A 23,272-nucleotide genomic window follows, 5' to 3' on the forward strand; every position below is an offset into this window, starting at 1 on the left:
TTGCTGGTCATGGTCGGCACCATCATCTGGCGCATCGTCGATCTGCACGTGATCGACCGGGCCTTTCTGAAGGGGCAGGGCGATGCGCGCAGCGTGCGCACCATCCCCATTCCCGCGCACCGCGGCCTGATCACCGACCGCAACGGCGAACCCCTGGCCGTGAGTACGCCGGTCACCACCCTGTGGATCAATCCCAAGGAACTGCTGGGTGCCGAGGATCGCTGGGCGACCCTGGCCGATGCCGTCGGCCAGCCACGGGCGGAACTGGCCAAGCGCATCGAGCAGAACGCCAGCAAGGAATTCCTCTACCTGGCCCGCGGCCTCACGCCCGAGCAGGGCGATGCGGTGATGACCCAGGTCAAGGCGCACAAGATTCCCGGTGTCTACGACATCGAGGAATTTCGGCGTTTCTATCCGGCGGGTGAAGTGGCGGCCCATGTGGTCGGCTTCACCGACATCGACGACCACGGGCGCGAGGGCATCGAACTGGCGTTCAACGAGTGGCTGTCCGGCGTGCCGGGTCGTCGCCAAGTGGTCAAGGATCGCCGCGGTCGGTTGATCCGCGATGTCCAGGTCGCCAAGAACGCCAAGCCGGGCAATACCCTGGCGCTGTCCATCGACCTGCGCCTGCAGTATCTCGCGGCGCGCGAACTGCGCAACGCCCTGACCCAGTTCGAAGCCGAGGCCGGCAGCCTGACCATCGTCGACGTCAAGACCGGCGAGGTCCTGGCGATGGTCAACATGCCCACCTACAACCCCAACAATCGCCGCAGTCTGGAACCGGCCGCCATGCGCAACCGGGCGATGATCGACGTGATGGAGCCCGGTTCGGTGATGAAGCCGATCTCCATGACCGCCGCGCTCGCCAGCGGCCGCTGGAAGCCCACCGACAAGGTCAACGTCTATCCCGGTTCGCTGCAGATCGGTCGCTACACCATCAAGGACGTCTCCCACAGCGACGGCGCCCTGGACCTGACCGGCATCCTCATCAAGTCCAGCAACGTCGGCATGAGCAAGATCGCCTTCGACGTCGGTGGCGAGAACATCTACAACGCCATGCGCGCCGTCGGCCTCGGCCAGGACACCGGTCTGGGCTTTCCCGGCGAGCGCGTCGGCAATCTGCCCAACCATCGCAACTGGCGCCCGGCCGAGACCGCGACCCTGTCCTATGGCTACGGCCTGGCGGTGACCGCCGTGCAACTGGCCCACGCCTATTCGGTGCTGGCCAACGACGGTCGCTCGGTGCCGCTGTCCATGGTGCGCCTGGACAAGGCCCCGCCCAGCGATCAGGCAGTGGAAGAACGCGTTGCCAAGACTCTGCAGGGCATGTTGCAACAGGTCGTGGAAGCCCCCGGCGGCGCCTTCCGCGCCCAGGTGCCGGGCTACCACGTTGCCGGCAAGAGTGGTACCGCGCGCAAGACCAGCACCGGTACCCGTGGCTATGCCGAGAATTCCTATCGCTCGCTGTTCGCCGGCTTCGGCCCCACCAGCAATCCGCGCCTGGCCGCGGTGGTGGTGATCGATCGTCCCAGCAAGGGCGGCTACTACGGCGGCGTGGTCTCGGCGCCGGTGTTCAGCCGCGTGATGTCCGGTGCCCTGCGCCTGATGAACATCCAGCCGGACAACCTGCAGCCGCTGCCCGTGCAGCAGGCCCAGGCCCAGGCTGCCGCCAAACCGCTGCTGGTCGGGGAGCGTGATCGATGAGCCGTCTGCTGACCGACCTCCTGCCTGAAGCCACCGCCGCCGTCGATATCGGCGGTCTGGCGCTGGACAGCCGCGAAGTTCAGCCGGGTTTCCTGTTCCTCGCCATTCCCGGTCTGCACAGCGACGGCCGCGCCCATATCGCCGCTGCCGCCGAGCGCGGAGCCGCGGCCATCGCCTACGAAGCGAAGGACGCCCCCGCGCTGCCGACCCTGGACATTCCCCTGATTGCCGTCGAGGGTCTGGCCGACCAGCTTTCCGCCATCGCCGGGCGTTTTCACAACGAGCCCAGCCGGCGCCTGGCGCTAGTCGGCGTCACCGGTACCAATGGCAAGACCAGTGTCAGCCAGCTGATCGCCCAGGCCTGCGACCTGCTCGGTCAGCGTTGCGGCATCGTCGGCACCCTGGGTAGCGGCTTCTATGGCGCCCTGGCCGAAGGCCGCCATACCACGCCGGATGCCCTCAAGCTGCAGGCGACCCTGGCCGAACTGGCCGAGGGTGGCGCCGCCACCGTGGCCATGGAAGTCTCTTCCCATGGCCTGGCCCAGGGCCGGGTGGCGGCGCTGGCCTTCAAGGTCGCGGTCTTCACCAATCTCTCCCGCGACCACCTCGATTATCACGGGACCATGGCCGCCTATGGCGAAGCCAAGGCCCAGCTGTTCGCCTGGCCCGGGCTCGGCACCCGCGTCCTCAATCTGGATGACGCCTTTGGCCGCGAGCTGGCGGCTCGCCCCAGCCCGGCCGCAACCCTGACCTACAGCCTGAGCGATCCGGCCGCCAGCCTCCATTGCCAGGCCGTCCAGTTCGACGACCACGGCGTGCGCGCCCAGCTGGTCACCGCCCAGGGCACCGGCGAGCTGCGCAGCCAGCTGATCGGGCGCTTCAATCTGAGCAATCTGCTGGCCGCGATCGGGGCCCTGCTGGGTATCGGTCATGCACTGGCCGACATCCTCGCCATCCTCCCGCAGCTGCAGGGCCCGGCCGGACGCATGCAGCGCCTGGGCGGCGCCGGGCGGCCGCTGGTGGTGGTGGACTACGCCCATACCCCCGATGCCTTGGACAAGGTGCTCACCGCCCTCCGGCCCCATGTGGGTGCCGAGGGGCGTCTGGTCTGCGTATTCGGCTGTGGCGGCGATCGCGATCGCGGCAAGCGGCCAGAAATGGCCGCAGTGGCCGAGCGCCTGGCCGATCAGGTGGTGGTGACCGACGACAACCCCCGTACCGAGGATCCGGCCGCCATCGTCGCCGACATCCGCGCCGGCTTCGCGCAGCCCGAGCAGGTGAGCTTCGCCGGCCGGCGCGAGGTGGCCATTGCCCAGGCCGTGGCCGCGGCGACCGCCCAGGACATCGTGGTGCTGGCTGGCAAGGGCCATGAGCCCTACCAGGAGATCGCCGGTGTCCGCCATCCCTTTTCCGATCTCGACCAGGCCGAGCGGGCCCTGACCGCCTGGGAGCGACAGCATGCTTAGATCCTTCACCCTCACCGAAGTGGCCGAGGCCCTGACCGGCAACCTGCTGGGCGCCGATGCCCTGTTCGACGGCGTCGGCACCGACAGCCGCAAGGCCGTGGCCGGACAGCTCTTCGTCGCCCTGACCGGGCCGCGCTTCGATGGTCATGCCTATCTGGCCGACGTGGCCGCCCGGGGCGCCGCAGCGGCCCTGGTCGAGCGTGCCGTCCCCGAGGTGCACCTGCCCCAGCTGGTGGTGGCCGATACCCGCCTGGCGCTGGGTCGCCTGGGCGCCTTCAATCGTGACCTGTTCCAGGGCCGGCTCGCCGCCGTGACCGGCTCCAGTGGCAAGACCACGGTCAAGGAGCTGCTCGCCGCCATCCTGCGTCAGCAGGGCGCCACTCTGGCTACCCAGGGCAATCTGAACAACGACCTGGGCGCGCCCCTGACCCTGCTGCAACTGGCCGCCGAGCATGCCTATGGTGTCATCGAGCTGGGTGCTTCCCATGTCGGTGACATTGCCTACACCGTGAGCCTGACACGCCCGGATGTCGTTATCATTACCAACGCCGGCCAGGCCCATGTGGGCGAATTCGGCGGCGTCGATCGTATCGTCGAGGCCAAGGGCGAGATCATCGAAGGCGTGGGCGAGGGTGGCACCGTGGTGCTCAATCGCGACGACGTGGCCTTCGAGACCTGGCAGCGCCGCGCGGCCGGTCGCAAGGTCGTCGCCTTCGGCCTGGATGCCCGCGCCGACGTCCGCGCCAGCGCGGTCACCCTGGACGCCCAGGGCCGCCCGAGCTTCCTCTTGCACACCGCCCAGGGCGAGGCGCCGGTCACCCTGCAACTGCTGGGTGCCCACAACGTCGGCAACGCCCTGGCCGCGGCCGCCGCCGCCCTCAGCCTGGGCCTGGAGCTGGCCACCGTCGCCCGTGGCCTCGCCACCGCGGCACCGGTCCAGGGCCGCACCCTGACCCGCACCAGCCAGCGCGGTGCCCAGGTCATCGACGACAGCTACAACGCCAACCCTGCGTCGGTGAAAGCCGGGATCGACCTGCTGGCGGCCCTGCCGGGCCGTCGGGTGGTGGTACTGGGCGACATCGCCGAGCTGGGCGAGTGGACCGAAGAGGGCCATCGCGACGTGGGCGAGCATGCCCGCGGCAAGGTGGACGCCTTCTACAGCGTCGGTCCCGCCATGGCCCATGCGGCCCGCGCCTACGGCGCCGAGGCGCGGCATTTCACCGATCGCGAACAGCTGATCGAGGCCCTGGCGGACGAGGACCGGGCCGGAACCACCCTGCTGATCAAGGGATCCCGCAGCGCCGCGATGGACAAGGTCGTCGCCGCGCTCTGCGCCATTAATACCGAGGAGAAACACTGATGCTGCTGCTGTTGGCGGAGTTCCTGCAACAGTTCTACAAGGGCTTCGCCGTCTTCCAATACCTCAGCCTGCGCGGCATTCTGGGCGTCCTGACCGCCCTGTTGCTGTCGTTGTGGCTCGGCCCCTGGATGATCCGCACCCTGCAGATCCGCCAGATCGGCCAGGCCGTGCGCAACGATGGCCCCCAGTCGCACCTGTCCAAGTCCGGCACCCCCACCATGGGCGGCGCCCTGATCCTGACCACCATCGGCATCAGCACCCTGCTGTGGGCCGATCTGCACAATCGTTACGTCTGGACCGTGCTGGCGGTGACCTTCCTGTTCGGCGCCATCGGCTGGGTCGACGACTATCGCAAGGTGATCGAGAAGAACTCCCGGGGCCTGCCCAGTCGCTGGAAGTACTTCTGGCAATCGGTATTCGGCCTGGGGGCGGCGATCTTCCTCTATGTCACGGCCAAGGCGCCCATCGAAACCACGCTGATCCTGCCGCTGCTGAAGAACATCGAAATCCCGCTGGGGATTTTCTTCGTTGTGCTGACCTACTTCGTCATCGTCGGCTCCAGCAACGCGGTCAACCTCACCGACGGCCTCGACGGCCTGGCGATCATGCCCACCGTGATGGTCGGTGGCGCCCTGGGCATCTTCTGCTACCTGTCGGGCAATGTGAAATTCGCCGACTACCTGCTGATTCCCTATGTGGAGGGTTCCGGCGAGCTGATCGTCTTCTGCGGCGCCCTGATCGGCGCGGGCCTGGGTTTCCTCTGGTTCAATACCTATCCAGCCATGGTCTTCATGGGTGATGTCGGCGCCCTGGCGCTGGGCGCCGCCCTGGGCACCATCGCCGTGATCGTCCGTCAGGAAGTGGTGCTGTTCATCATGGGTGGCGTCTTCGTCATGGAGACCCTCTCGGTGGTCATCCAGGTCGCCTCCTTCAAGCTGACCGGCAAGCGCGTCTTCCGCATGGCGCCGATCCACCACCATTTCGAATTGAAGGGCTGGCCCGAACCGCGGGTCATCGTGCGCTTCTGGATCATCACCGTGATCCTGGTGCTGTTCGGTCTCGCCACCCTGAAGTTGAGGTAATCGCAGTGCTCATCGCTTCCGACCAGTTCCGTATCGTCGTCGGCCTCGGCAAGAGTGGCATGTCGCTGGTGCGCTTTCTCGCGCGCCGGGGCGTGCCCTTTGCCGTGGCCGACACGCGGGAACAGCCGCCGGAACTCGCGACCCTGAGAACCCAGTATCCCCAGGTCGAGGTGCGCTGCGGCGAGCTGGATGCCGACTTCCTGGCCCGCGCCGCCGAACTCTACGTGAGTCCCGGCCTGGCCCTGGAAACACCGGCGCTGCAGGAGGCCGCCGCCCGCGGCGTGCGGCTGTCCGGCGACATCGACCTGTTCGCGCGCCATGCCCAGGCACCCATCGTCGCCATCACCGGTTCCAACGCCAAGAGCACCGTCACCACCCTGGTGGGCGACATGGCGCGGCGCGCCGGCAAGCGCGTGGCCGTGGGGGGCAACCTGGGCACTCCGGCGCTGGATCTGCTGGCCGATGACGTCGAGCTCTATGTGCTGGAGCTGTCGAGCTTCCAGCTGGAAACCTGCGAGCGGCTCAACGCCGAGGTCGCCACGGTGCTCAACCTCAGCGAAGACCACATGGATCGCTACACCGGCATGCCGGCCTATCACCAGGCCAAGCACCGTATCTTCCGCGGCGCCCGCCAGGTGGTGGTCAATCGCGACGATGCGTTGTCGCGGCCGCTGATCGGCGAGGGCGTGCTCTGCCTGACCTTTGGCCTGGGACGTCCGGATTTCCGTGCCTTTGGCATTCGCGAGGAGGAGGGCCGCCGCTATCTGGCGCTGGCCTTCGACAACCTGCTGGATGTCGAGGAACTCAAGATCCGCGGTACCCACAACCACAGCAATGCCCTGGCTGCGCTGGCACTCGGCCAGGCCGCCGGTCTGCCCATGGCGCCCATGCTGGAGGCCCTGCGCGCCTTCCCGGGGCTGGAGCACCGCTGCCAGTGGGTGGGCGAGGTCGCGGGCGTCAACTACTACAACGATTCCAAGGCGACCAATGTCGGTGCGGCGCTGGCCGCCGTGGAAGGCCTGGGCGACGACATCGCCGGCCAACTGGTGCTGATCGCCGGCGGCGACGGCAAGGGTGCCGATTTCAGCGCCCTGCGCGAACCCGTCGCCCGTCACTGCCGCGCCGTGGTGCTGCTGGGGCGTGATGCCGCGCGGATCGCCGAGATCCTGCCGGCCACCGTGCAGCAGCTGCGCGTCGCCACCCTGGAAGAGGCCGTGGCCGAGAGCCGTCGGCTGGCCCAGCCGGGCGACGCCGTGCTGCTGTCTCCGGCTTGCGCCAGTCTCGACATGTTCCGCAATTTCGAAGAACGCGGACGGCTGTTCGCCCAGGCCGTGGAGGCATTGGCATGATCCTCAGCCTGCTGCGTCCCTATCCCTCGCCGCTGGCGAGCCGCCATGGCATCGACCTGGACTTCCCGCTGCTGGCCGGCTGCCTGTTGCTGCTCGGCCTCGGTCTGGTGATGGTGACCTCGGCGTCTTCCGAGGTGGCCGCCGCCCAGTCCGGCAATCCGCTGTACTTCATGTACCGCCACCTGATCTATCTGGCAATCGGCTTCGTCTCCTGCGGCGTGGTGATGCTGATCCCCATGGCCACCTGGCAGCGCTTCGGCTTTCCGCTGCTGATCATCGCCTTCCTGCTGCTGGTAGCGGTGCTGGTGCCCGGCATCGGTCGCGAGGTGAACGGCTCTCTGCGCTGGATCGGCTTCGGCATCTTCAACGTGCAGCCCTCGGAGATCGCCAAGGTCTTCGTGGTGCTCTATCTGGCCGGCTACCTGGTCCGTCGCCAGCATGAGGTGCGCCACACCTGGGCCGGCTTCTTCAAGCCCTTCATCGTGCTCCTGCCGATGGCCATGCTGCTGCTGCGCGAACCCGACTTCGGCGCCACCGTGGTGATGATGGGCGCTGCCGGCGCCATGCTGTTCCTCGGCGGCGTCGGTCTGTTCCGCTTCCTGCTGATGGTCGCCCTGGCGGTGCTGGCGGTGTTCGTGCTGGTGCAGACCCAGTCCTACCGGATGCAGCGTCTGATCACCTTCACCGATCCCTGGGCCGACCAGTTCGGTTCCGGCTACCAGCTGACCCAGGCGCTGATCGCCTTCGGTCGCGGCGGCTGGACCGGCCTCGGACTGGGCAACAGCATCCAGAAGCAGTTCTATCTGCCCGAAGCCCATACCGACTTCCTCTTTGCCGTACTGGCCGAAGAGCTGGGGCTGATCGGCGCCATGGCCACCGTCGGCCTGTTCCTCTTCGTCTGCGTGCGCGGCCTGTTCATCGGTCACTGGGCCGAGCAGTCCAAGCAGTTCTTCTCGGCCTACGTGGCCTATGGCCTGTCGATGCTGTGGATCGGCCAGTTCCTGATCAACATCGGCGTGAACGTCGGCCTGCTGCCGACCAAGGGCCTGACCCTGCCGTTCCTCAGCTATGGCGGCAGCTCCCTGGTGATCTGCTGCGTGAGCATGGGCCTGCTGCTGCGCATCGAATGGGAGAGACGCACCCTGGTGGATACCGAGGATGTGGAATTCACCGAAGAGGATTTCGCCGATGTCCGCTAACGTCCTCATCATGGCCGGCGGTACCGGCGGGCACGTCTTCCCGGCCCTGGCCTGCGCCCGTGAATTCGAAGCCCGCGGCTATACCGTGCACTGGCTGGGTACCCCTCGCGGCATCGAGAACGACGTGGTGCCCAAGGCCGGCATCACCCTGCACCACATTCCGGTCACCGGGTTGCGGGGCAAGGGTGTGCGCTCCCTGGTGAAGGCGCCGTTGCAGCTCAGTGGCGCGCTCATGCAGGCCATCGGCCTCATGCGCCGGCTCAAGCCGGTCTGCGTGCTGGGTCTGGGTGGCTTCGTCACCGGTCCGGGTGGCCTGGCCGCCAAGCTGTGCAACATCCCGCTGGTGATCCACGAACAGAACGCCCACGCCGGCACCGCCAATCGCCTGCTGGTGCCCATGGCCGCGCGCGTCTGCGAAGGCTTCGCCGATACCTTCCCGGCGTCCGCAAAGCGCCTGTCCACCGGCAATCCGGTACGCGCCGAACTCTTCGCCCCGGTGACCCGGGCACCGCTGGAAGAGCGCGCCGCCAACCTGCTGGTGCTGGGCGGCAGCCTGGGCGCCGAGCCGCTCAACAAGCTCTTGCCCGAGGCCCTGGCGCAACTGCCGGCCGGACTTCGCCCGCTGGTCCGCCACCAGGCCGGTCGCCAGCACGCCGAGGTCACCGCCGAGCGCTATGCCAACGTCGCCGTGGAGGCCGATGTCCAGCCCTTCATCGCCGACATGGCCGCCGCCTATGCCTGGGCCGACCTGGTGATCTGCCGGGCCGGTGCCCTGACCGTCGCCGAGCTGACCGCCACCGGTCTGCCGGCGCTGCTGATTCCCCTGCCGCACGCCATCGACGACCACCAGACCAGCAATGCGCGCTTCCTGGAGCGCGCCGGTGCCGGTGTGGTGCTGCCGCAACATTCCACCCGCCCGGCGGATCTCGCCGCGCAGCTTACCGAGGTCCTGATGCATCCCGAACGTCTTGCCGGCATGGCCGCTCGCAGCCGAGCCCTGGCCAAACCCGATGCCACCCGTGCAGTCGTCGACGCCTGTCTGGAGGTTGCCCGTGGTTAAGTCGCAAAGTGCCATTCAGGCCGAAGTTCGGCGCATGCGCAGCATTCGACGCATCCACTTCGTCGGGATCGGCGGCGTCGGCATGTGCGGCATCGCCGAGGTGCTGCTGAACCTGGGTTACGAAGTCTCGGGTTCGGACCTCAAGGAGTCCGCGGTGACCGCGCGCCTGCAGCAATTCGGCGCGCGCATCTACATCGGCCATCGCGCCGAGAACCTGGATCAGGTCGATGTGCTGGTGGTGTCCAGCGCCATCAACAGATCCAACCCGGAGGTCTCCGCCGCCCTCGAGCAGCGCATTCCCGTGGTGCCCCGCGCCGAGATGCTCTCCGAGCTGATGCGCTATCGCCACGGCATCGCCGTCGCCGGTACCCATGGCAAGACCACCACCACCAGCCTGATCGCCTCGGTGTTCGCGGCCGAAGGCCTGGACCCGACCTTCGTCATCGGTGGCCGCCTCAATGCCGCCGGCACCAATGCCCAGCTCGGCACCAGCCGCTACCTGATCGCCGAGGCCGACGAGAGCGACGCCAGCTTCCTGCACCTGCAGCCCATGGTCGCCGTGGTCACCAACATCGACGCCGACCACATGAGCACCTACGAGGGTGACTTCAACCGGCTCAAGCGCACCTTCGTCGACTTCCTGCACAACCTGCCGTTCTATGGCCTGGCCGTGCTCTGCGTCGACGATCCGGTGGTGCGCGAGATCATTCCCCAGGTCGCCCGGCCCACCGTCACCTACGGCACCGCCGAAGACGCCGACGTGCGCGCCGTGGACATCCGCCAGGAAGGCATGCGTACCCATTTCACCGTGCTGCGCGAGGGCCGCGCGCCCCTGGCGGTCTCGGTCAACATGCCGGGCGTGCACAACGTGCTCAACGCCCTGGCCACCATCGCCATCGCTACCGACGAAGGCGTCAGCGACGAGGCCATCCTCAATGGCCTGTCCGGCTTCCAGGGGGTAGGGCGGCGCTTCCAGGTGTACGGCGAACTGCCGGTCGCCGGTGGCAGCGTCATGCTGGTGGACGACTACGGCCATCATCCGCGCGAGGTCGCCGCGGTGATCAAGGCCGTGCGCGGCGGCTGGCCCGAGCGCCGACTGGTGATGGTCTATCAGCCGCACCGTTTCAGCCGTACCCGCGATCTCTACGAAGACTTCGTCCAGGTGCTGGCCGATGCCAACGTCCTGCTGCTGATGGAAGTCTATCCGGCCGGCGAAGAGCCCATTCCCGGCGCCGACAGCCGTCAGCTCTGCCACAGCATCCGCCAGCGCGGCCAGCTCGATCCCATCTACGTGGAGCGCGGCAGCAACATCGCCCCGCTGGTCAAGCCGCTGCTGCGCCCGGGCGACATCCTGCTCTGCCAGGGCGCGGGTGACATCGGCGCGCTGGCGCCGCAACTGCTCAAGCACCCGCTGTTCGCCACTGCCGCGACCGCCGGGAGTTCGGCATGAGCCTTCATCCGTACAACCCCTTGCCGGCAACCGCTGTTGCCGGCGCGCACGTGGAGGGCTGAACCTTGGTCGCCACCCTACGTCACAACCAGCCCGGCTTCGGCCGGTCGCGCAACGCCGAGCAGCGGGGCGCCAGTCGCCTGGTCGCCGAAGAGCCGCTGTCGACACGCCTGCCACGCCCGAGCCTGGGGCTGCTCAAGCGCATCCTCTGGCCGTTCCTGCTGCTGGGGCTGGGCTTCGGTACCTACGAAGGTGCCCAGCGCCTGCTGCCCTATGCCGACCGGCCGATCGCCAAGGTCAGCGTCAAGGGCGACCTGTCCTACATCAGCCAGGGGGCGGTGCAGCAGCGCATCGCGCCCTTCGTCGGCACCACCTTCTTCCAGGTCGACCTGGCCGACATGCGCCACGAACTGGAAACCATGCCGTGGATCGCCCACGCCGAGGTGCGCCGCGTCTGGCCGGACGAGATCAGCATCCGCCTGGAAGAGCAGATGCCCATCGCCCGCTGGGGCGACGAGGCGCTGCTGAATAACCAGGGTGAGGCTTTTGCCCCGCAGGATCTGGCCAACTATGACAATCTACCGCGGCTGTACGGCCCCAAGCGGGCCCAGCAGCAGGTAATGCAGCAGTACCAGATGTTCAGCCAGATGCTCCGGCCGCTCGGTTACACCGTGTCGCGCCTGGAAATGCACGAGCGCGGCAGCTGGTACCTCACCACCGGTCAGGGCCTGGAACTGGTGTTCGGCCGCGACCAGCTGGTGGAAAAGATGCGGCGCTTCATGCGCCTGTACGATCAGGTGCTCAAGGCACAGATGGACAATATCGCGCGGATCGATCTGCGTTATCCGAACGGTCTGGCCGTGGCCTGGCGTGATCCCGCTGTCGCTGCCACCCCCGTGACCGAACCGGCCAAGCATTGAGGAGAAGTTTTTTACTATGGCAAGCGTGCAAAGCGGCAAGATGATCGTCGGCCTCGACATCGGCACTTCCAAGGTCGTGGCTCTGGTCGGCGAGGTGTCTTCCGATGGTCAGATCGAGATCGTCGGGATCGGCACCCATCCGTCGCGCGGGCTCAAGAAGGGCGTGGTGGTCAACATCGAATCCACCGTCGCCTCCATCCAGCGGGCCATCGAAGAAGCCCAGCTGATGGCCGGTTGCCGGATCCATTCGGCCTTCGTCGGCATTGCCGGCAATCACATTCGCAGCCTGAACTCCCACGGCATCGTGGCGATCCGCGATCGTGAAGTGAGCCCTGCGGACATCGAGCGGGTGCTCGATGCCGCCCAGGCGGTGGCCATCCCCGCCGACCAGCGCGTGCTGCACACCCTGGCCCAGGACTATGTGATCGATAACCAGGAAGGGGTGCGCGAACCCCTGGGCATGTCCGGCGTCCGCCTGGAAGCCAAGGTTCACGTCGTGACCTGCGCCGTCAACGCCGCGCAGAACATCGAGAAATGTGTTCGTCGTTGCGGCCTGGAAGTCGACGACATCATCCTTGAACAACTGGCCTCGGCCTATTCGGTGCTGACCGACGATGAAAAGGAACTGGGCGTCTGCCTGGTCGACATCGGCGGCGGCACCACCGATATAGCCATCTTTACCGAAGGCGCCATCCGCCATACGGCGGTGATACCTATTGCTGGCGACCAAGTCACAAATGACATTGCCATGGCCTTGAGAACCCCAACGCAATATGCCGAAGAAATCAAGATTCGGTATGCTTGTGCCTTGGCGAAACTGGCTGGACCGGGCGAAACCATCAAGGTGCCCAGCGTGGGTGACCGTCCGCCGCGAGAATTGTCGCGTCAGGCCCTCGCGGAAGTGGTCGAGCCCCGTTACGATGAGCTATTCACACTGGTGCAAGCGGAACTGCGCCGCAGTGGTTACGAGGATCTGATCCCCGCTGGGATCGTACTCACCGGTGGTACCGCGAAGATGGAAGGCGCGGTCGAGCTGGCGGAAGAGATTTTCCATATGCCGGTACGCCTGGGGGTGCCCCAGACGGTCAAGGGTCTGACTGACGTGATCAGCAACCCGATCTATTCCACAGGCGTCGGCCTGTTGCTCTATGGCCTGCAAAAGCAGACCGATCCCTTGCCGGTTGTTTCTGGCGGATATAGCAGCGAAACCAAATCCACAGTCCTGGAACGCATGAAGCGTTGGGTCCAGGGCAACTTGTAATTCACAATTAAACCGCGGCAGTAGGCGAAGATCCGAAAGGAAGAGAGGGGACCATGTTCGAACTCGTAGACAACATTCCACAAAGCGCCGTGATCAAAGTCATCGGCGTGGGCGGTGGCGGTGGCAACGCCGTCAACCACATGGTCAAAAGCGGTGTTGAAGGCGTCGAATTCATCTGTGCAAATACCGACGCCCAGGCCCTGAAGAACGTCACATCCCGTACCGTGCTGCAACTCGGCCCGGGCGTCACCAAGGGTCTTGGTGCCGGCACCAACCCGGAAATCGGCCGCCAGGCGGCCATGGAAGATCGTGAGCGCATCGCCGAAGTCCTCGAAGGCGCCGACATGGTCTTCATCACCACCGGCATGGGCGGTGGCACCGGTACCGGTGCGGCGCCGATCATCGCTGAAGTGGCCAAGGAAATGGGTATCCTGACCGTTGCCGTGGTCACCCGTCCGTTCCCCTTCGAAGGCCGCAAGCGCATGCAGGTCGCCGACGAAGGCATTCGCTCCCTGTCCGAATGCGTCGACTCGCTGATCACCATCCCCAACGAGAAGCTGCTGACCATTCTGGGCAAGGACGCCAGCCTGCTGGCCGCCTTCGCCAAGGCTGACGACGTCCTCGCCGGCGCCGTCCGCGGTATCTCCGACATCATGCAGCGTCCCGGCCTGATGAACGTCGACTTCGCTGACGTCAAGACCGTGATGGGCGAGATGGGCATGGCCATGATGGGTACCGGCCACGCCAGCGGTCCGAACCGTGCGCGCGAAGCCACCGAAGCCGCCATCCGCAACCCGCTGCTGGAAGACGTCAACCTGCACGGCGCCCGCGGCATCCTGGTCAACATCACCGCCGGCCTGGATCTGTCCCTGGGTGAATACGCCGCCGTCGGCGAGATCATCGAGGACTTCGCGTCCGAGCACGCCACCGTCAAGGTCGGCGCCGTGATCGATCCGGAAATGCGCGACGAGCTGCACGTCACCGTGGTCGCCACCGGCCTGGGTGCGCGCATCGAGAAGCCGGTCAAGGTGGTGGACAACACTGCCCAGACCCTGGCCGCGGCCCGTCAGGAAACCGCTCCGGTCAACTACGACGACCTCAAGTACCCGACCTCGATGCGCTCCGGTCGTGGCAGCCAGAATCATGGCGGCTCGGCAGCGGCGACCAAGGTCAATCCCAACGACGACCTGGATTACCTAGACATCCCGGCCTTCCTGCGTCGTCAGGCTGATTGATCGGGTATATCACAAGCCAGGGTGTGATTAGTGGGCATCGATTTTCGCTTCTGCTATCATCGCGACTTCGTTGAACACCATTCGCACCCTGCGACCGAGCGGCCCTGGCATGATTAGACAACGCACCCTCAAGAACACCATTCGCGCCACTGGCGTTGGCCTGCATTCCGGGGAAAAGGTTTACCTGACCCTGAAGCCGGCGCCGGTCGACACGGGGATCGTGTTCCGTCGCACCGATCTCGATCCGGTCGTGGAAATCCCGGCCTGGGCCGAGAACGTGGGTGAAACCACCATGTCGACCAACCTGTTCAGCGACACCGGCGTCAAGGTCGGTACCGTTGAACACCTGCTGTCGGCCATGGCCGGTCTGGGTATCGACAATGCCTACGTCGAGCTGTCCGCGGTCGAAGTGCCGATCATGGACGGCAGTGCCGGTCCCTTCGTGTTCCTGATCCAGTCCGCCGGTCTGCAGGAACAGGAAGCGGCCAAGCAGTTCATCCGTATCAAGCGTGAAGTGACCGTCGTCGACGGTGACAAGCGCGCCACCTTCGTGCCCTTCGACGGCTTCAAGGTGACCTTCGAAATAGATTTCGATCACCCGGTGGTCAACAACCGTACCCAGAAGGCCTCGGTGGACTTCTCGAGCACCTCCTTCCTCAAGGAAGTCAGCCGTGCCCGTACCTTCGGCTTCATGCGCGACCTGGAATTCCTGCGTTCGCACAACCTGGCCCTGGGCGGCAGCGTCGACAACGCCATCGTGGTGGACGAGAAGGGTGTGATCAACGAAGACGGTCTTCGTTACGAAGACGAATTCGTCAAGCACAAGATCCTCGACGCCATCGGCGACCTGTACCTGCTCGGCAAGAGCCTCATCGGCGAATTCCGCGGCTACAAGTCCGGTCATGCCATGAACAATCGCCTGCTGCGTGCGCTGCTGGCCGATCGTGATGCCTGGGAAGTGGTGACCTTCGAAGATTCCGGTCTGGCACCGATTTCCTACATGAGACCTGCGGCTGCCGTCTGAGCCCGGTCCAAGAAAAAGCCCTGCATCCGCAGGGCTTTTTTTATGGCCGCTGAAAAGGCCTAGCGACGCGCCAGGGGCTCGCCCTGGAAGCTCACCCCGGCCAGGCCGTGGGCGATAAGGGCACGGATGTTGGCGTGGTCGCTGCCCTCGGGGGTCTGCAGCACGCTGCGATAATGCTCGCCAAAGGCCAGCAGGGCTTCCTGATCGCTCAGACCTTCGAGCTTGGCCAGGCCCAGGGTCTTGCAGGAGCCTTCGTTCTGGCCCGCCGCATTGTCCACCGCGCCATTGCGAAAGGCTGTGGGCTGGTAGTGGTAGTGCTCGGCGACAAAGGCCAGGGTGTCGGCGAAGGCATGGTCGCCCTGGGCCAGGCGGGCGCGGAAGCTGGCGAGATCGCTCATTTGTTCTGCTGCTCCTGGAAGGCCGCGGCCTGGGCCGGCGAGGCCTCGGTCTGGTACTGGGCTTTCCAGTCGGCATAGGGCATGCCGTAGACGGCCTCGCGGGCATCGTCCAGGCTCAGCGCCAGGCCCTTGTCGTCGGCCGCGGCCTTGTACCACTTGGACAGGCAGTTGCGGCAGAAGCCGGACAGGTTCATCAGGTCGATGTTCTGCACGTCGGTGCGCTTGCGCAGGTGCTCGACCAGGGTGCGGAAGGCGGCGGCCTCCAGTTCCAGGCGGTCTTGTTCGGTCATGGCTGATTCCTCTTGCTAGCGGCGGCCGTGGCGCAGGTGGCGCCCGCCGTTGACGGTAAAGGTGCTGCCGGTGGCGTACTGGGTCGACAGCAGATAGAGCACGGTATCGACGATGGGATCGGCGCCGGGTTCGAAATCCAGCAGCGCCTTGTCCAGGGTCGCCTGGCGATAGGCCTCGTCGGCGCCCTCCTTGAAGATCAGCAGGCCCGGCGCGATGGTGTTGACCCGGACGGTGGGCGCCAGGGCCTCGGCAAAGGACAGGGTCAGGTTGTGCAGGGCGGCCTTGGTGGCGGCGTAACCGATGTGGTTGCGGCTGCCGCGGGTGGCGCTGTCGTCGCCGATATGGATGATGTCGGCCCGGGGCGCGGCCAGCAGCAGGTCCTGCAGGCCCAGGTTGAGGTGGTAGGGCGCTTCCAGGTGCAGGCGATAGAGCAGCCGCAGATTATCCAGGCCGTCTTCGGCCCAGACCGAGGCGTTGTGCACGATGCCGCGTAGCGCCGGATGGCGTTCATGCAGCTGCTGCAGCAGGATGTCGCGCTGCGCCTCTTCCGCCAGATCGACCTGATAGGCCTCGATCTCCAGCTCACGCAAGGGACCGGGATCGTCGCGATAGACGGCGATGACGGGTTGGCCCTCCGCCAGCAGCCGGCGGGTCAAGGCGAGACCGACACGGCGATTGGCGCCGGTGACCAGAAGGGGAAGGGTTGCGGACATGAGGGTACCCGATCCTGATGAACGAGGCGGCCAGAGGGCTGGCCGCCGCTATTGTACGCATTCGACGCGTCAGGATGCAGGCCGATCCGTGCGGGCCTAGCGGGCGCTGCCTCGCCAGTCGTTGGCCCGCGAGGCGTTGTGCAGCCAGCCCTTCAGCACCCGGGTGATCAGCGGGATGAAGACGCAGACCATCACCGGGGTAAGGATCAGGGTGCTCAGCAGGATGCGTGGCAGCAACGGCAGATGGGCCAGGTAATCGCCGAAGGCGGCATTGAACAGCAGCGAAATGGGAAAGAACGCCAGCCAGACCGCGATGCTCTGCTTCCAGCGCGGTGGCGGCTGCAGGCCGGGGCCGAACCAGTCGTCCATGCCTTGGGCGCGCCGTGCCAGGGGCGCTTCGAACAGGCCCTGGCCACGCTCCAGCCAGAGGCGCCGCGTGTCAGAGTGTTCCCAGGCGTCGAGGGTCTGGGGGCAGGCGAAGCGAAAGACGATCTGCACCAGGTTGTCGCCTGGAGGCGGGGTCAGAACCCCCGAACCGAGATAGCCGGGATGCCCGGTGGCCAGGGCTTCGCCTTCGCGCAGCCAGACCAGAAAGGCGTCGTATTGGCCAGCCGCGACGCGCCGCGCGACCATGAGGGTAACAGGCTGATTCATGCTCTAACTCCGGGCGATCGGGCCGGATAGGCCGGATGCCGTCACGCCGCCGGGTAGGCGGACAGGTGGCGAAGACGCCTGGGGTAGCAGGCGGCGCTAGCATAACAAGCCTTGAGACCCTTGGCTGCAGCCGGGGTTGCCAGCGGAGTCGTCTTGCTGACGGAGCGCCAAGGCGGGCCGCGCCAGGCATACTGGGCGGGATTCCACGCAAGAGGTCCGTATGAAAGTCGCACTGTTGAATGGCTCGGTCTATGGCACTGCCGAAGATATCGCCCGTCAGGTGAAGGCGCGCCTGAGCGCGGCAGGCCATGAGGTCTGGCACCAGCCCAATGCCGATCTCGCCAGCCTGGAGGCCTTCGCGCCCGAGGCCCTGCTGGCTATCACCTCCACCACCGGCATGGGCGAATTGCCGGCCAACCTGGAATCCCTGTATTTCCAGCTGCGCGATCGGCTGCCGCCCTGGTCCGGACGACCCGGCGCCGTGCTGGCCCTGGGTGATTCCAGCTATGGCGACACCTATTGCGGCGGCGGCGAGCTGATGCAGGAATTGTTCGCCGAACTGGGGCTGCGCGAAGTGCTGCCCATGCTGCGCATCGATGCCAGTGAAACGGTCACGCCGGACGAAGACGCCGAGCGCTGGGTCGCCGAGGTCATCGCCGCCCTGGGCTGATCTTGCCCCGGCAGCAACGCTGCTTTACCCGCGCGGAGCGCGCCGCCGGGCCCGGTTCGCTGTCCTCGCCCCCTCAGCCTCGGTATCCTTGGCGCCTGTCGAGGATTTGAGAAGGAGCCCTGGGTGAATAGATATCTGCGCCTGGCTCTGGAGCTGTGCGGATTGGGCGCGCTGTGGGGTGTGGGTACCTGGCTGGCCACCTATTTCGCCTTGCCGGTACCAGGCGGGGTGGTGGGGCTGGCCATGCTGCTGGTGCTGCTGGCCGCGCGCATCGTCGAGCCCGAGTGGTTGCAGGGCGGCGTGCGCCTGCTGCTGGGAGAAATGCTGCTGTTCTTCATTCCCGCGCTGCTGAGTCTGCTCGACTACGGCCCGTTGCTGCGGCAGGAGGGTGTGCGCATCCTGCTGGCCATCCTGCTCAGCACCGTGCTGACCATGGTCGCGACCGCCTTGACCGTGGACTGGATGTTTCGCCGGCGAGGGCGTCGCGATGCTTGATCTGCCCGGACTCTTCTGGCTGCTGCTGACGGTGGCGGGCTATGGGGTGAGTCGGCTGCTCTATGCCCGGCTGCGCTGGTATGTGGTCAGTCCGATCATCTTCGTCACGGTGCTGCTCTATGCCGCCACCCTCTGGCAGCAGGTGAGCTATGCCGAGTACGCCCACTACAGCCACTGGCTGATCACCCTGCTGGGGCCGGCGACGGTGGCCTTCGCCGTGCCGATCTGGCAGCAGAGACGCCTGCTGGCGCGCTACTGGCAGGCGTTGCTGGCCGGCCTCTGCGTCGGCAGTGGCGTGGCCATTGGCAGTTCCTGGTTGCTGGCCCGGCTGCTGCTGCTCGATGACCGGGTGCTGCTGTCCATGCTGCCGCGCTCCATCAGCACCCCCTTTGCCATGCCGATGTCCGCCACCGTGGGAGGCGTCCCCGAGCTGACCGCGGCCTTCGTGATGATCACCGGCCTGGGGGGCGCCATCCTCGGCAGCCTGCTGATCAAGTTGCTGCCGCTCAAGTCGGCCCTGGCCCGCGGTGCCCTGTTCGGCATGGGCGCCCACGGCGTAGGGACCAGCAAGGCCTACGAGGTCGGCCTGGAGGAGGGCACCGTGGCCGGCCTGGTCATGGTGCTGGCCGGCCTAAGCAATCTGCTCGGCGCCCAGCTGGTGCTCTGGCTGCTGCACGGCTAGTGCAGGGTGGCGGACGGCGCGCCCAGTTGCGCCAGCCGCCGCCGCACCTGCTCGCGTTCGGCATCGTCTTCGCTGATCAGCAGGGCGTGCTGCAGGTCGTAGCGCTCGGCCTGGGGGCAGTCGAGCTGGCGGTACAGATCGGCGCGCGCCAGGTGATCGATGACTCCGACCGTGCCCAGCTCGATGACCCGCTGGGCATCCTTGAGCGCGGCCAGCGGCTGGTCGCCCTGGCGATGCAATTCCCGCAGATTGCGCGAGAGTCGCTGCATCATCTGCCGCGGACCGAGGGGCGCCAGATAGCTGGCCTGCAGTTGCGCGTTGGGCCCGAACTGATCCACCAGTAGTTGGCGGCAGTCGTTCATGTACAGGCGACGACCGCCGAAGGGTTCGAGCAGATGATCCGCGCCCGGCACGCGCAAGAGGAAATGTCCGGGAAAGCCGATGCCTTGCAGGTCGATCTCCAGGCGCCGGGCCAGTTCCAGAGCCACCAGGGCGATCGACAGCGGCTGGCCGCGTCGCCGCGCCAGGACCTCGTCGAGCAGGGCAGCCGTAGGGTTCAGGGGCCACTCGGCCGCGCGAAAACCGGCATCGCACAGCTGCCGCAACAAGGCCTGGGCCCGCTCGGCGTGACTGGCATCGCCATCCAGGCTGGCGACCAGGCGCAGTGCCAGGTCGTCCAGCGAGTGCAACAGGGCCGGGGGATCGATCTGTTCGTGGTGTTCGGCCGCGATCCACAGGGCGGCTTCCAGCAGCCGGGGATCGGGCCGGTCCAGGCAGGCGAGGCAGGAAAGACGCGCGTCCACGGTAGACTCCAGAGCCCTCGCGGGCTTTTCCTCAGGTTTTAGCCTGCCAGCGCCGGGCCGTCCAGTCTGCGACAGTTGCGCACTGGCCGACGGTCCGGCTTCTCGCTATAAGAGCGACTGACGCCAGGGCAACCTCGAGAACGGGATTCCGGCATGGATCTATCTTCGAGTGGAGGTCTTCACTCTTGCGGAGGGAGCAGCACGCCATGAAATGGGCAGACAACGGTCGCAAACGCATGCACGACGGGGCGAACTCCCTCGGCAACCTGCTGGTGGAAGGCTTCCACTATTTCGGCCTGTTCGCCATAGGCGCGGCCACGGCCTGGGCCTCGGTGATGGCTTTCATCGGCATGCTCGACAAGGGCCAGGCGAGCATCGATGACATCCTGCTGCTCTTCATCTACCTGGAGCTGGGTGCCATGGTCGGCATCTACTTCAAGACCAACCACCTGCCGATCCGCTTCCTGCTCTATATCGCCATCACCGCCCTGACCCGCTACCTGATCGGTGACGTCTCTCATCATCGGCCGCCGGATGTCGGGCTGCTGTATCTCTGCGGCGGGATCTTCCTGCTGTCGCTTGCGGTGCTGGCGGTCCGCGTCGCCTCGAACAGGTTTCCTTCCAGCAGGGCGCTGGATGCGGCGGGTGATGTGGTGGGCGAGGGCGCGGGCGACAAGTAGCCCGCGGCACCGCTATCCGCTGCGTTCCCGGCAGTGCAACTGGCCAGGCCAGGCGCTGCCGGGATGACCCGCTGGCGGGTGCCTAGCGGTCCAGCGGCGCCAGCAACTGGGCCAGGTCGCTTTCGGTCAGGCGCCAGTCGCCGCTGTTCTCGCTGAGAATGCCGGCGCTCAGGCGCGCCTTTTCCTGCTGCAGCTGCTGGATGCGTTCTTCCAGGGTGCCGCGGGCGATCAGCTTGTAGACGAACACCGGACGATCCTGGCCGATGCGGTAGGCGCGGTCGCTGGCCTGCTGCTCGGCGGCCGGATTCCACCAGGGATCGAAGTGGATCACAGTGTCGGCCGCCGTCAGGTTGAGACCGCTGCCGCCGGCCTTGAGGCTGAGCAGGAATACCGGCACTTCGCCGTTCTGGAAGCGCTGCACCGGGGTGCGCCGATCCCGGGTTTCGCCGGTCAGGGTGACGTACGGGATGCCGCGCTGGTCGAGATCGGCGGCGATGAGGTCGAGCATGCTGGTGAACTGGGAGAACACCAGGACCCGGCTGCCACCGGGGAGCAGGGCGTCGAGGCGCTCGTTCAGCGCCGCCAGTTTCGCCGAGGGCTTGGCCACGCTGGCGTCTTCATTGGGCACCAGGCGCAGGTCGCAGCAGACCTGGCGCAGGCGCAGCAGGGCATCAAGGATCAGCAGCTGGCTGCGACCGATGCCCTGACGGGCGATCTCGGCGCGGACGCGCTCGTCCAGCAATAGGCGCAGGTCTTCGTAGCGTTCGCGCTGCGCCGCGCTGAGTTCGACCAGCTGGACGATCTCGGTCTTGGGCGGCAATTCGCTGGCGACCCGCTGCTTGGTGCGGCGCAGCATGAAGGGGCGGACCCGTGCCTTGAGCGCCGCCAGGCGCTGCACATCGCCTTCGCGCTCCACGGGGATGCGATAGGCCTGCTTGAAGCCTTTCTCGTCGCCCAGCCAGCCGGGCATCAGGAAGTGGAATTGCGACCAGAGTTCGCCCAGGTGATTTTCCAGCGGCGTGCCGGTCAGGCAGAGGCGATGGCGGGCGCGCAGGTGGCGCGCCGCCTGGGCGGCCTTGGTGGCGGCATTCTTGATCGACTGGGCTTCGTCGAGCACCTGCAGGTGGAAGTCGTAGCCGGCCAGGCGCTCGGCGTCACGGGGTAGCAGGGCATAGGTGGTGAGCACCACATCGTGCTCCGGAATCCGCTCGAAGCGACTGCTGCGGGCGCTGCCCTGCAGGGTCAGCACGCGCAGGCCGGGGGCGAAGCGGGCGATCTCGTCCTGCCAGTTGGGGATCAGGCTGGTGGGCATGACGATCAGCGCCGGCGCGGTCAGGCGACCGGCCGCCTGCTCGACGAGGATGTGCGCCAGGGTCTGCAGCGTCTTGCCCAGGCCCATGTCGTCGGCCAGGATGCCGCCCACGTCCAGTTCCCGCAGCGCCTGCAGCCAGGCCACGCCGTCGCGCTGATAGGGCCGCAATTCGGCGTGCAGGGTGTCCGGCAGGACCACCGGCTCGGCGGCATAGCTGCGCAGGCGTTCGGCAAAGTTGCGTAGGCGCTCGCCGCCTTCCCACTCCAGCGGCAGGCGTTCGTCCAGCTCGGCCAGGCGCGCGGCGTCCAGGCGCGGCAGGCGCAGCGCACGATCCTGGGTGAGGCGATCGGTGGCATAGAGTTCACCGAGGATCTGCAGGATCGGCTTGAGCCGCCCCAGAGGCACGGCGACCCGTTGCACCCGGCCCTGCTGGCCGGCCAGGCGTGGCGGCTCGATACGCAAGAGCACGGGTTCGTCGTCGGCGCGCTTGGCCAGCATCGCCGGTTCGTACTGGGAGGGCTCGCGCCGTATGGCGTCGATCAGCAGCGGGATCAGGCTGACGCGGCGCTGGCCCAGGCGGATGCCCAGTTCGACGTCGAACTGGCCGCTCGCGGCGGTCGCGTCCTGCACCTCTTCGAGGTGACCGTACCAGCCTTCCACCGGTGTCAGGTCGAAGGTGAATTCGGGATGGGCCTCGATCTGCCAGCCGGCTTCGCGCAGACCGGGGATGACCTGCTGCACGAATCTGAGCCAGGCGGGGTCGTCCGGCAGCTCGAACATCTCGCCACTGTCGTCGGGCAGCGCGGCGCTGCGCCGGGTCGCCAGGCGCAGACCGTGGTCGAGCAGCGTCTGCCGCCAGCGTTGTTCGGCCGGTAGCTGGCGCGCGGGATAGTCGGCTTCCGGGGTGCGCGGCGGCGCGCCGAACAGGCGCCGCGAGCCATAGGCGAAGGCCAGGGCGGCGCGATGGCGTACCGTGGGTCTCATCTTGCCGATGTGGCGGTCGTAATCGATCTGGGTATGGCTGCCAAGGGTCAGGACCGGGCGAGGCAGCTCCGGATGGGCGACCGGCGTGGCCGGCAGGGCGGCCTCGCTGCGTTGCAGCCGCTCGAGTTCGATGAGGGCGGCGGCGGCATGCTTGCAGTTGCGGCCGACCGGGCAGGTGCAGCGGGCGTCGACCCGCCAGGCGGTCTCGCCCGCGCGCAGGCTGATCGCCTGCCGATAGGCCGGTCCGGCCGGGCTGTGGCACTCGGCATAGAGCTGACCCTTGGCGGCCGAGCGCAGCTGCACCAGGCCGTCGAGCGCCAGCCGCCGGCCGCGCTCGTAGTTGCGCTCCGTGAAGGCGCCTTTCCAGTCCTGCCACTTGAGCCGTTCGAAACGTAACGCCATCGTTCACCCAGGCTGTTCGTACCAAACCGGCTATTCTGCCACAGTCCGCCAGGCGCCCGCCGGACTCCCTTGACCTAT

At 66.8% G+C, this 23,272-nt stretch carries 22 protein-coding genes; 16 read left to right on the forward strand and 6 right to left on the reverse strand.

Annotated features, from left to right (window positions below; translation table 11 throughout):
- Window positions 1–9 precede the first annotated feature (9 nt).
- From QKY98_RS22540 to lpxC, 12 genes are all read left to right on the forward strand, one after another.
- Complete coding sequence (locus QKY98_RS22540; RefSeq protein ID WP_371099671.1) at window positions 10–1,704, forward strand: peptidoglycan D,D-transpeptidase FtsI family protein; 1,695 nt, start codon at window positions 10–12, stop codon at window positions 1,702–1,704.
- Complete coding sequence (locus tag QKY98_RS22545) at window positions 1,701–3,170, forward strand: UDP-N-acetylmuramoyl-L-alanyl-D-glutamate--2,6-diaminopimelate ligase (protein WP_150339418.1); 1,470 nt, start codon at window positions 1,701–1,703, stop codon at window positions 3,168–3,170. The genes QKY98_RS22540 and QKY98_RS22545 overlap by 4 nt, the downstream gene beginning before the upstream one ends.
- Entirely contained in the window at window positions 3,163–4,530 is a 1,368-nt protein-coding gene (locus tag QKY98_RS22550) for a UDP-N-acetylmuramoyl-tripeptide--D-alanyl-D-alanine ligase (RefSeq protein WP_284671629.1), read from the forward strand. Before QKY98_RS22545 ends, QKY98_RS22550 begins: the two co-directional genes overlap by 8 nt.
- Window positions 4,530–5,612 carry a phospho-N-acetylmuramoyl-pentapeptide-transferase gene (gene mraY, locus QKY98_RS22555; protein WP_007162057.1) on the forward strand — a complete coding sequence of 361 codons (1,083 nt, stop codon included), beginning with the start codon at window positions 4,530–4,532 and terminating at the stop codon, window positions 5,610–5,612. The genes QKY98_RS22550 and mraY overlap by 1 nt, the downstream gene beginning before the upstream one ends.
- A gap of 5 nt (window positions 5,613–5,617) precedes the next feature.
- Window positions 5,618–6,961 (forward strand): UDP-N-acetylmuramoyl-L-alanine--D-glutamate ligase, encoded by a 1,344-nt coding sequence (murD, locus tag QKY98_RS22560; protein ID WP_284671630.1) that lies wholly within the window; start codon window positions 5,618–5,620, stop codon window positions 6,959–6,961.
- A complete protein-coding gene (gene ftsW / locus QKY98_RS22565; RefSeq protein ID WP_027600273.1) occupies window positions 6,961–8,160 on the forward strand; it encodes a putative lipid II flippase FtsW in 1,200 nt (399 codons plus the stop codon). Before murD ends, ftsW begins: the two co-directional genes overlap by 1 nt.
- Window positions 8,150–9,220, forward strand: a complete 1,071-nt coding sequence (gene murG, locus QKY98_RS22570; protein WP_267400909.1) for an undecaprenyldiphospho-muramoylpentapeptide beta-N-acetylglucosaminyltransferase — start codon at window positions 8,150–8,152, stop codon at window positions 9,218–9,220. Before ftsW ends, murG begins: the two co-directional genes overlap by 11 nt.
- A 34-nt stretch (window positions 9,221–9,254) precedes the next feature.
- A complete protein-coding gene (murC, locus tag QKY98_RS22575) occupies window positions 9,255–10,670 on the forward strand; it encodes a UDP-N-acetylmuramate--L-alanine ligase (protein ID WP_007162053.1) in 1,416 nt (471 codons plus the stop codon).
- A 65-nt stretch (window positions 10,671–10,735) separates the two neighbouring features.
- Window positions 10,736–11,590 carry a cell division protein FtsQ/DivIB gene (locus QKY98_RS22580; RefSeq protein ID WP_007162052.1) on the forward strand — a complete coding sequence of 285 codons (855 nt, stop codon included), beginning with the start codon at window positions 10,736–10,738 and terminating at the stop codon, window positions 11,588–11,590.
- Between the two features lie 16 nt (window positions 11,591–11,606).
- Entirely contained in the window at window positions 11,607–12,851 is a 1,245-nt protein-coding gene (gene ftsA / locus QKY98_RS22585) for a cell division protein FtsA (protein WP_007162051.1), read from the forward strand.
- Between the two features lie 53 nt (window positions 12,852–12,904).
- Window positions 12,905–14,086 (forward strand): cell division protein FtsZ, encoded by a 1,182-nt coding sequence (gene ftsZ / locus QKY98_RS22590; protein ID WP_007162050.1) that lies wholly within the window; start codon window positions 12,905–12,907, stop codon window positions 14,084–14,086.
- A 109-nt stretch (window positions 14,087–14,195) separates the two neighbouring features.
- A complete protein-coding gene (gene lpxC / locus QKY98_RS22595; protein ID WP_007162049.1) occupies window positions 14,196–15,110 on the forward strand; it encodes a UDP-3-O-acyl-N-acetylglucosamine deacetylase in 915 nt (304 codons plus the stop codon).
- 59 nt (window positions 15,111–15,169) lie between these two features.
- Here lpxC and QKY98_RS22600 read toward each other — a convergent pair whose 3' ends face one another.
- From QKY98_RS22600 to QKY98_RS22615, 4 genes are all read right to left on the reverse strand, one after another.
- Window positions 15,170–15,508, reverse strand: coding sequence for a HopJ type III effector protein (locus QKY98_RS22600; RefSeq protein ID WP_027600275.1), 339 nt, complete (start codon window positions 15,506–15,508; stop codon window positions 15,170–15,172).
- Window positions 15,505–15,798, reverse strand: coding sequence for a DUF1244 domain-containing protein (locus QKY98_RS22605; RefSeq protein WP_007162047.1), 294 nt, complete (start codon window positions 15,796–15,798; stop codon window positions 15,505–15,507). Before QKY98_RS22605 ends, QKY98_RS22600 begins: the two co-directional genes overlap by 4 nt.
- 15 nt (window positions 15,799–15,813) lie before the next feature.
- Window positions 15,814–16,512, reverse strand: coding sequence for a dihydromonapterin reductase (gene folM / locus QKY98_RS22610; protein ID WP_058792229.1), 699 nt, complete (start codon window positions 16,510–16,512; stop codon window positions 15,814–15,816).
- 96 nt (window positions 16,513–16,608) lie between these two features.
- Window positions 16,609–17,166 (reverse strand): putative antibiotic biosynthesis monooxygenase, encoded by a 558-nt coding sequence (locus QKY98_RS22615; RefSeq protein WP_284671631.1) that lies wholly within the window; start codon window positions 17,164–17,166, stop codon window positions 16,609–16,611.
- A 220-nt stretch (window positions 17,167–17,386) separates the two neighbouring features.
- Between QKY98_RS22615 and QKY98_RS22620 the strand changes: the two genes are divergently transcribed.
- The 3 genes from QKY98_RS22620 to QKY98_RS22630 all read left to right on the forward strand — a co-directional run bounded on the left by QKY98_RS22620 (window position 17,387) and on the right by QKY98_RS22630 (window position 19,013).
- The gene (locus QKY98_RS22620) at window positions 17,387–17,836 is read left to right on the forward strand and encodes a flavodoxin (RefSeq protein ID WP_027600278.1); all 450 of its coding nucleotides are present in this window, start codon (window positions 17,387–17,389) and stop codon (window positions 17,834–17,836) included.
- A 123-nt stretch (window positions 17,837–17,959) separates the two neighbouring features.
- A complete protein-coding gene (locus tag QKY98_RS22625) occupies window positions 17,960–18,331 on the forward strand; it encodes a CidA/LrgA family protein (RefSeq protein ID WP_007162043.1) in 372 nt (123 codons plus the stop codon).
- On the forward strand, window positions 18,324–19,013 hold the full coding sequence (locus QKY98_RS22630; protein ID WP_007162042.1) for an LrgB family protein: 690 nt from the start codon (window positions 18,324–18,326) through the stop codon (window positions 19,011–19,013). The genes QKY98_RS22625 and QKY98_RS22630 overlap by 8 nt, the downstream gene beginning before the upstream one ends.
- Here the strand turns inward: QKY98_RS22630 and QKY98_RS22635 are convergent.
- Window positions 19,010–19,816 carry a SirB1 family protein gene (locus tag QKY98_RS22635; protein ID WP_027600280.1) on the reverse strand — a complete coding sequence of 269 codons (807 nt, stop codon included), beginning with the start codon at window positions 19,814–19,816 and terminating at the stop codon, window positions 19,010–19,012. The two genes, QKY98_RS22630 and QKY98_RS22635, sit on opposite strands and share 4 nt — an antisense overlap.
- A gap of 206 nt (window positions 19,817–20,022) precedes the next feature.
- Here QKY98_RS22635 and QKY98_RS22640 point away from each other — a divergent pair, with 206 nt between their 5' ends.
- On the forward strand, window positions 20,023–20,496 hold the full coding sequence (locus QKY98_RS22640; protein ID WP_044342462.1) for a phosphate-starvation-inducible protein PsiE: 474 nt from the start codon (window positions 20,023–20,025) through the stop codon (window positions 20,494–20,496).
- Between the two features lie 82 nt (window positions 20,497–20,578).
- Here the strand turns inward: QKY98_RS22640 and QKY98_RS22645 are convergent, their stop codons facing one another.
- Complete coding sequence (locus QKY98_RS22645; RefSeq protein WP_042137215.1) at window positions 20,579–23,194, reverse strand: DEAD/DEAH box helicase; 2,616 nt, start codon at window positions 23,192–23,194, stop codon at window positions 20,579–20,581.
- Between the last annotated feature and the right edge of the window lie 78 nt (window positions 23,195–23,272).

It is taken from the genome of Pseudomonas sp. HR1 (assembly GCF_030175875.1).
Lineage (GTDB): Bacteria > Pseudomonadota > Gammaproteobacteria > Pseudomonadales > Pseudomonadaceae > Chryseomonas > Chryseomonas oryzihabitans.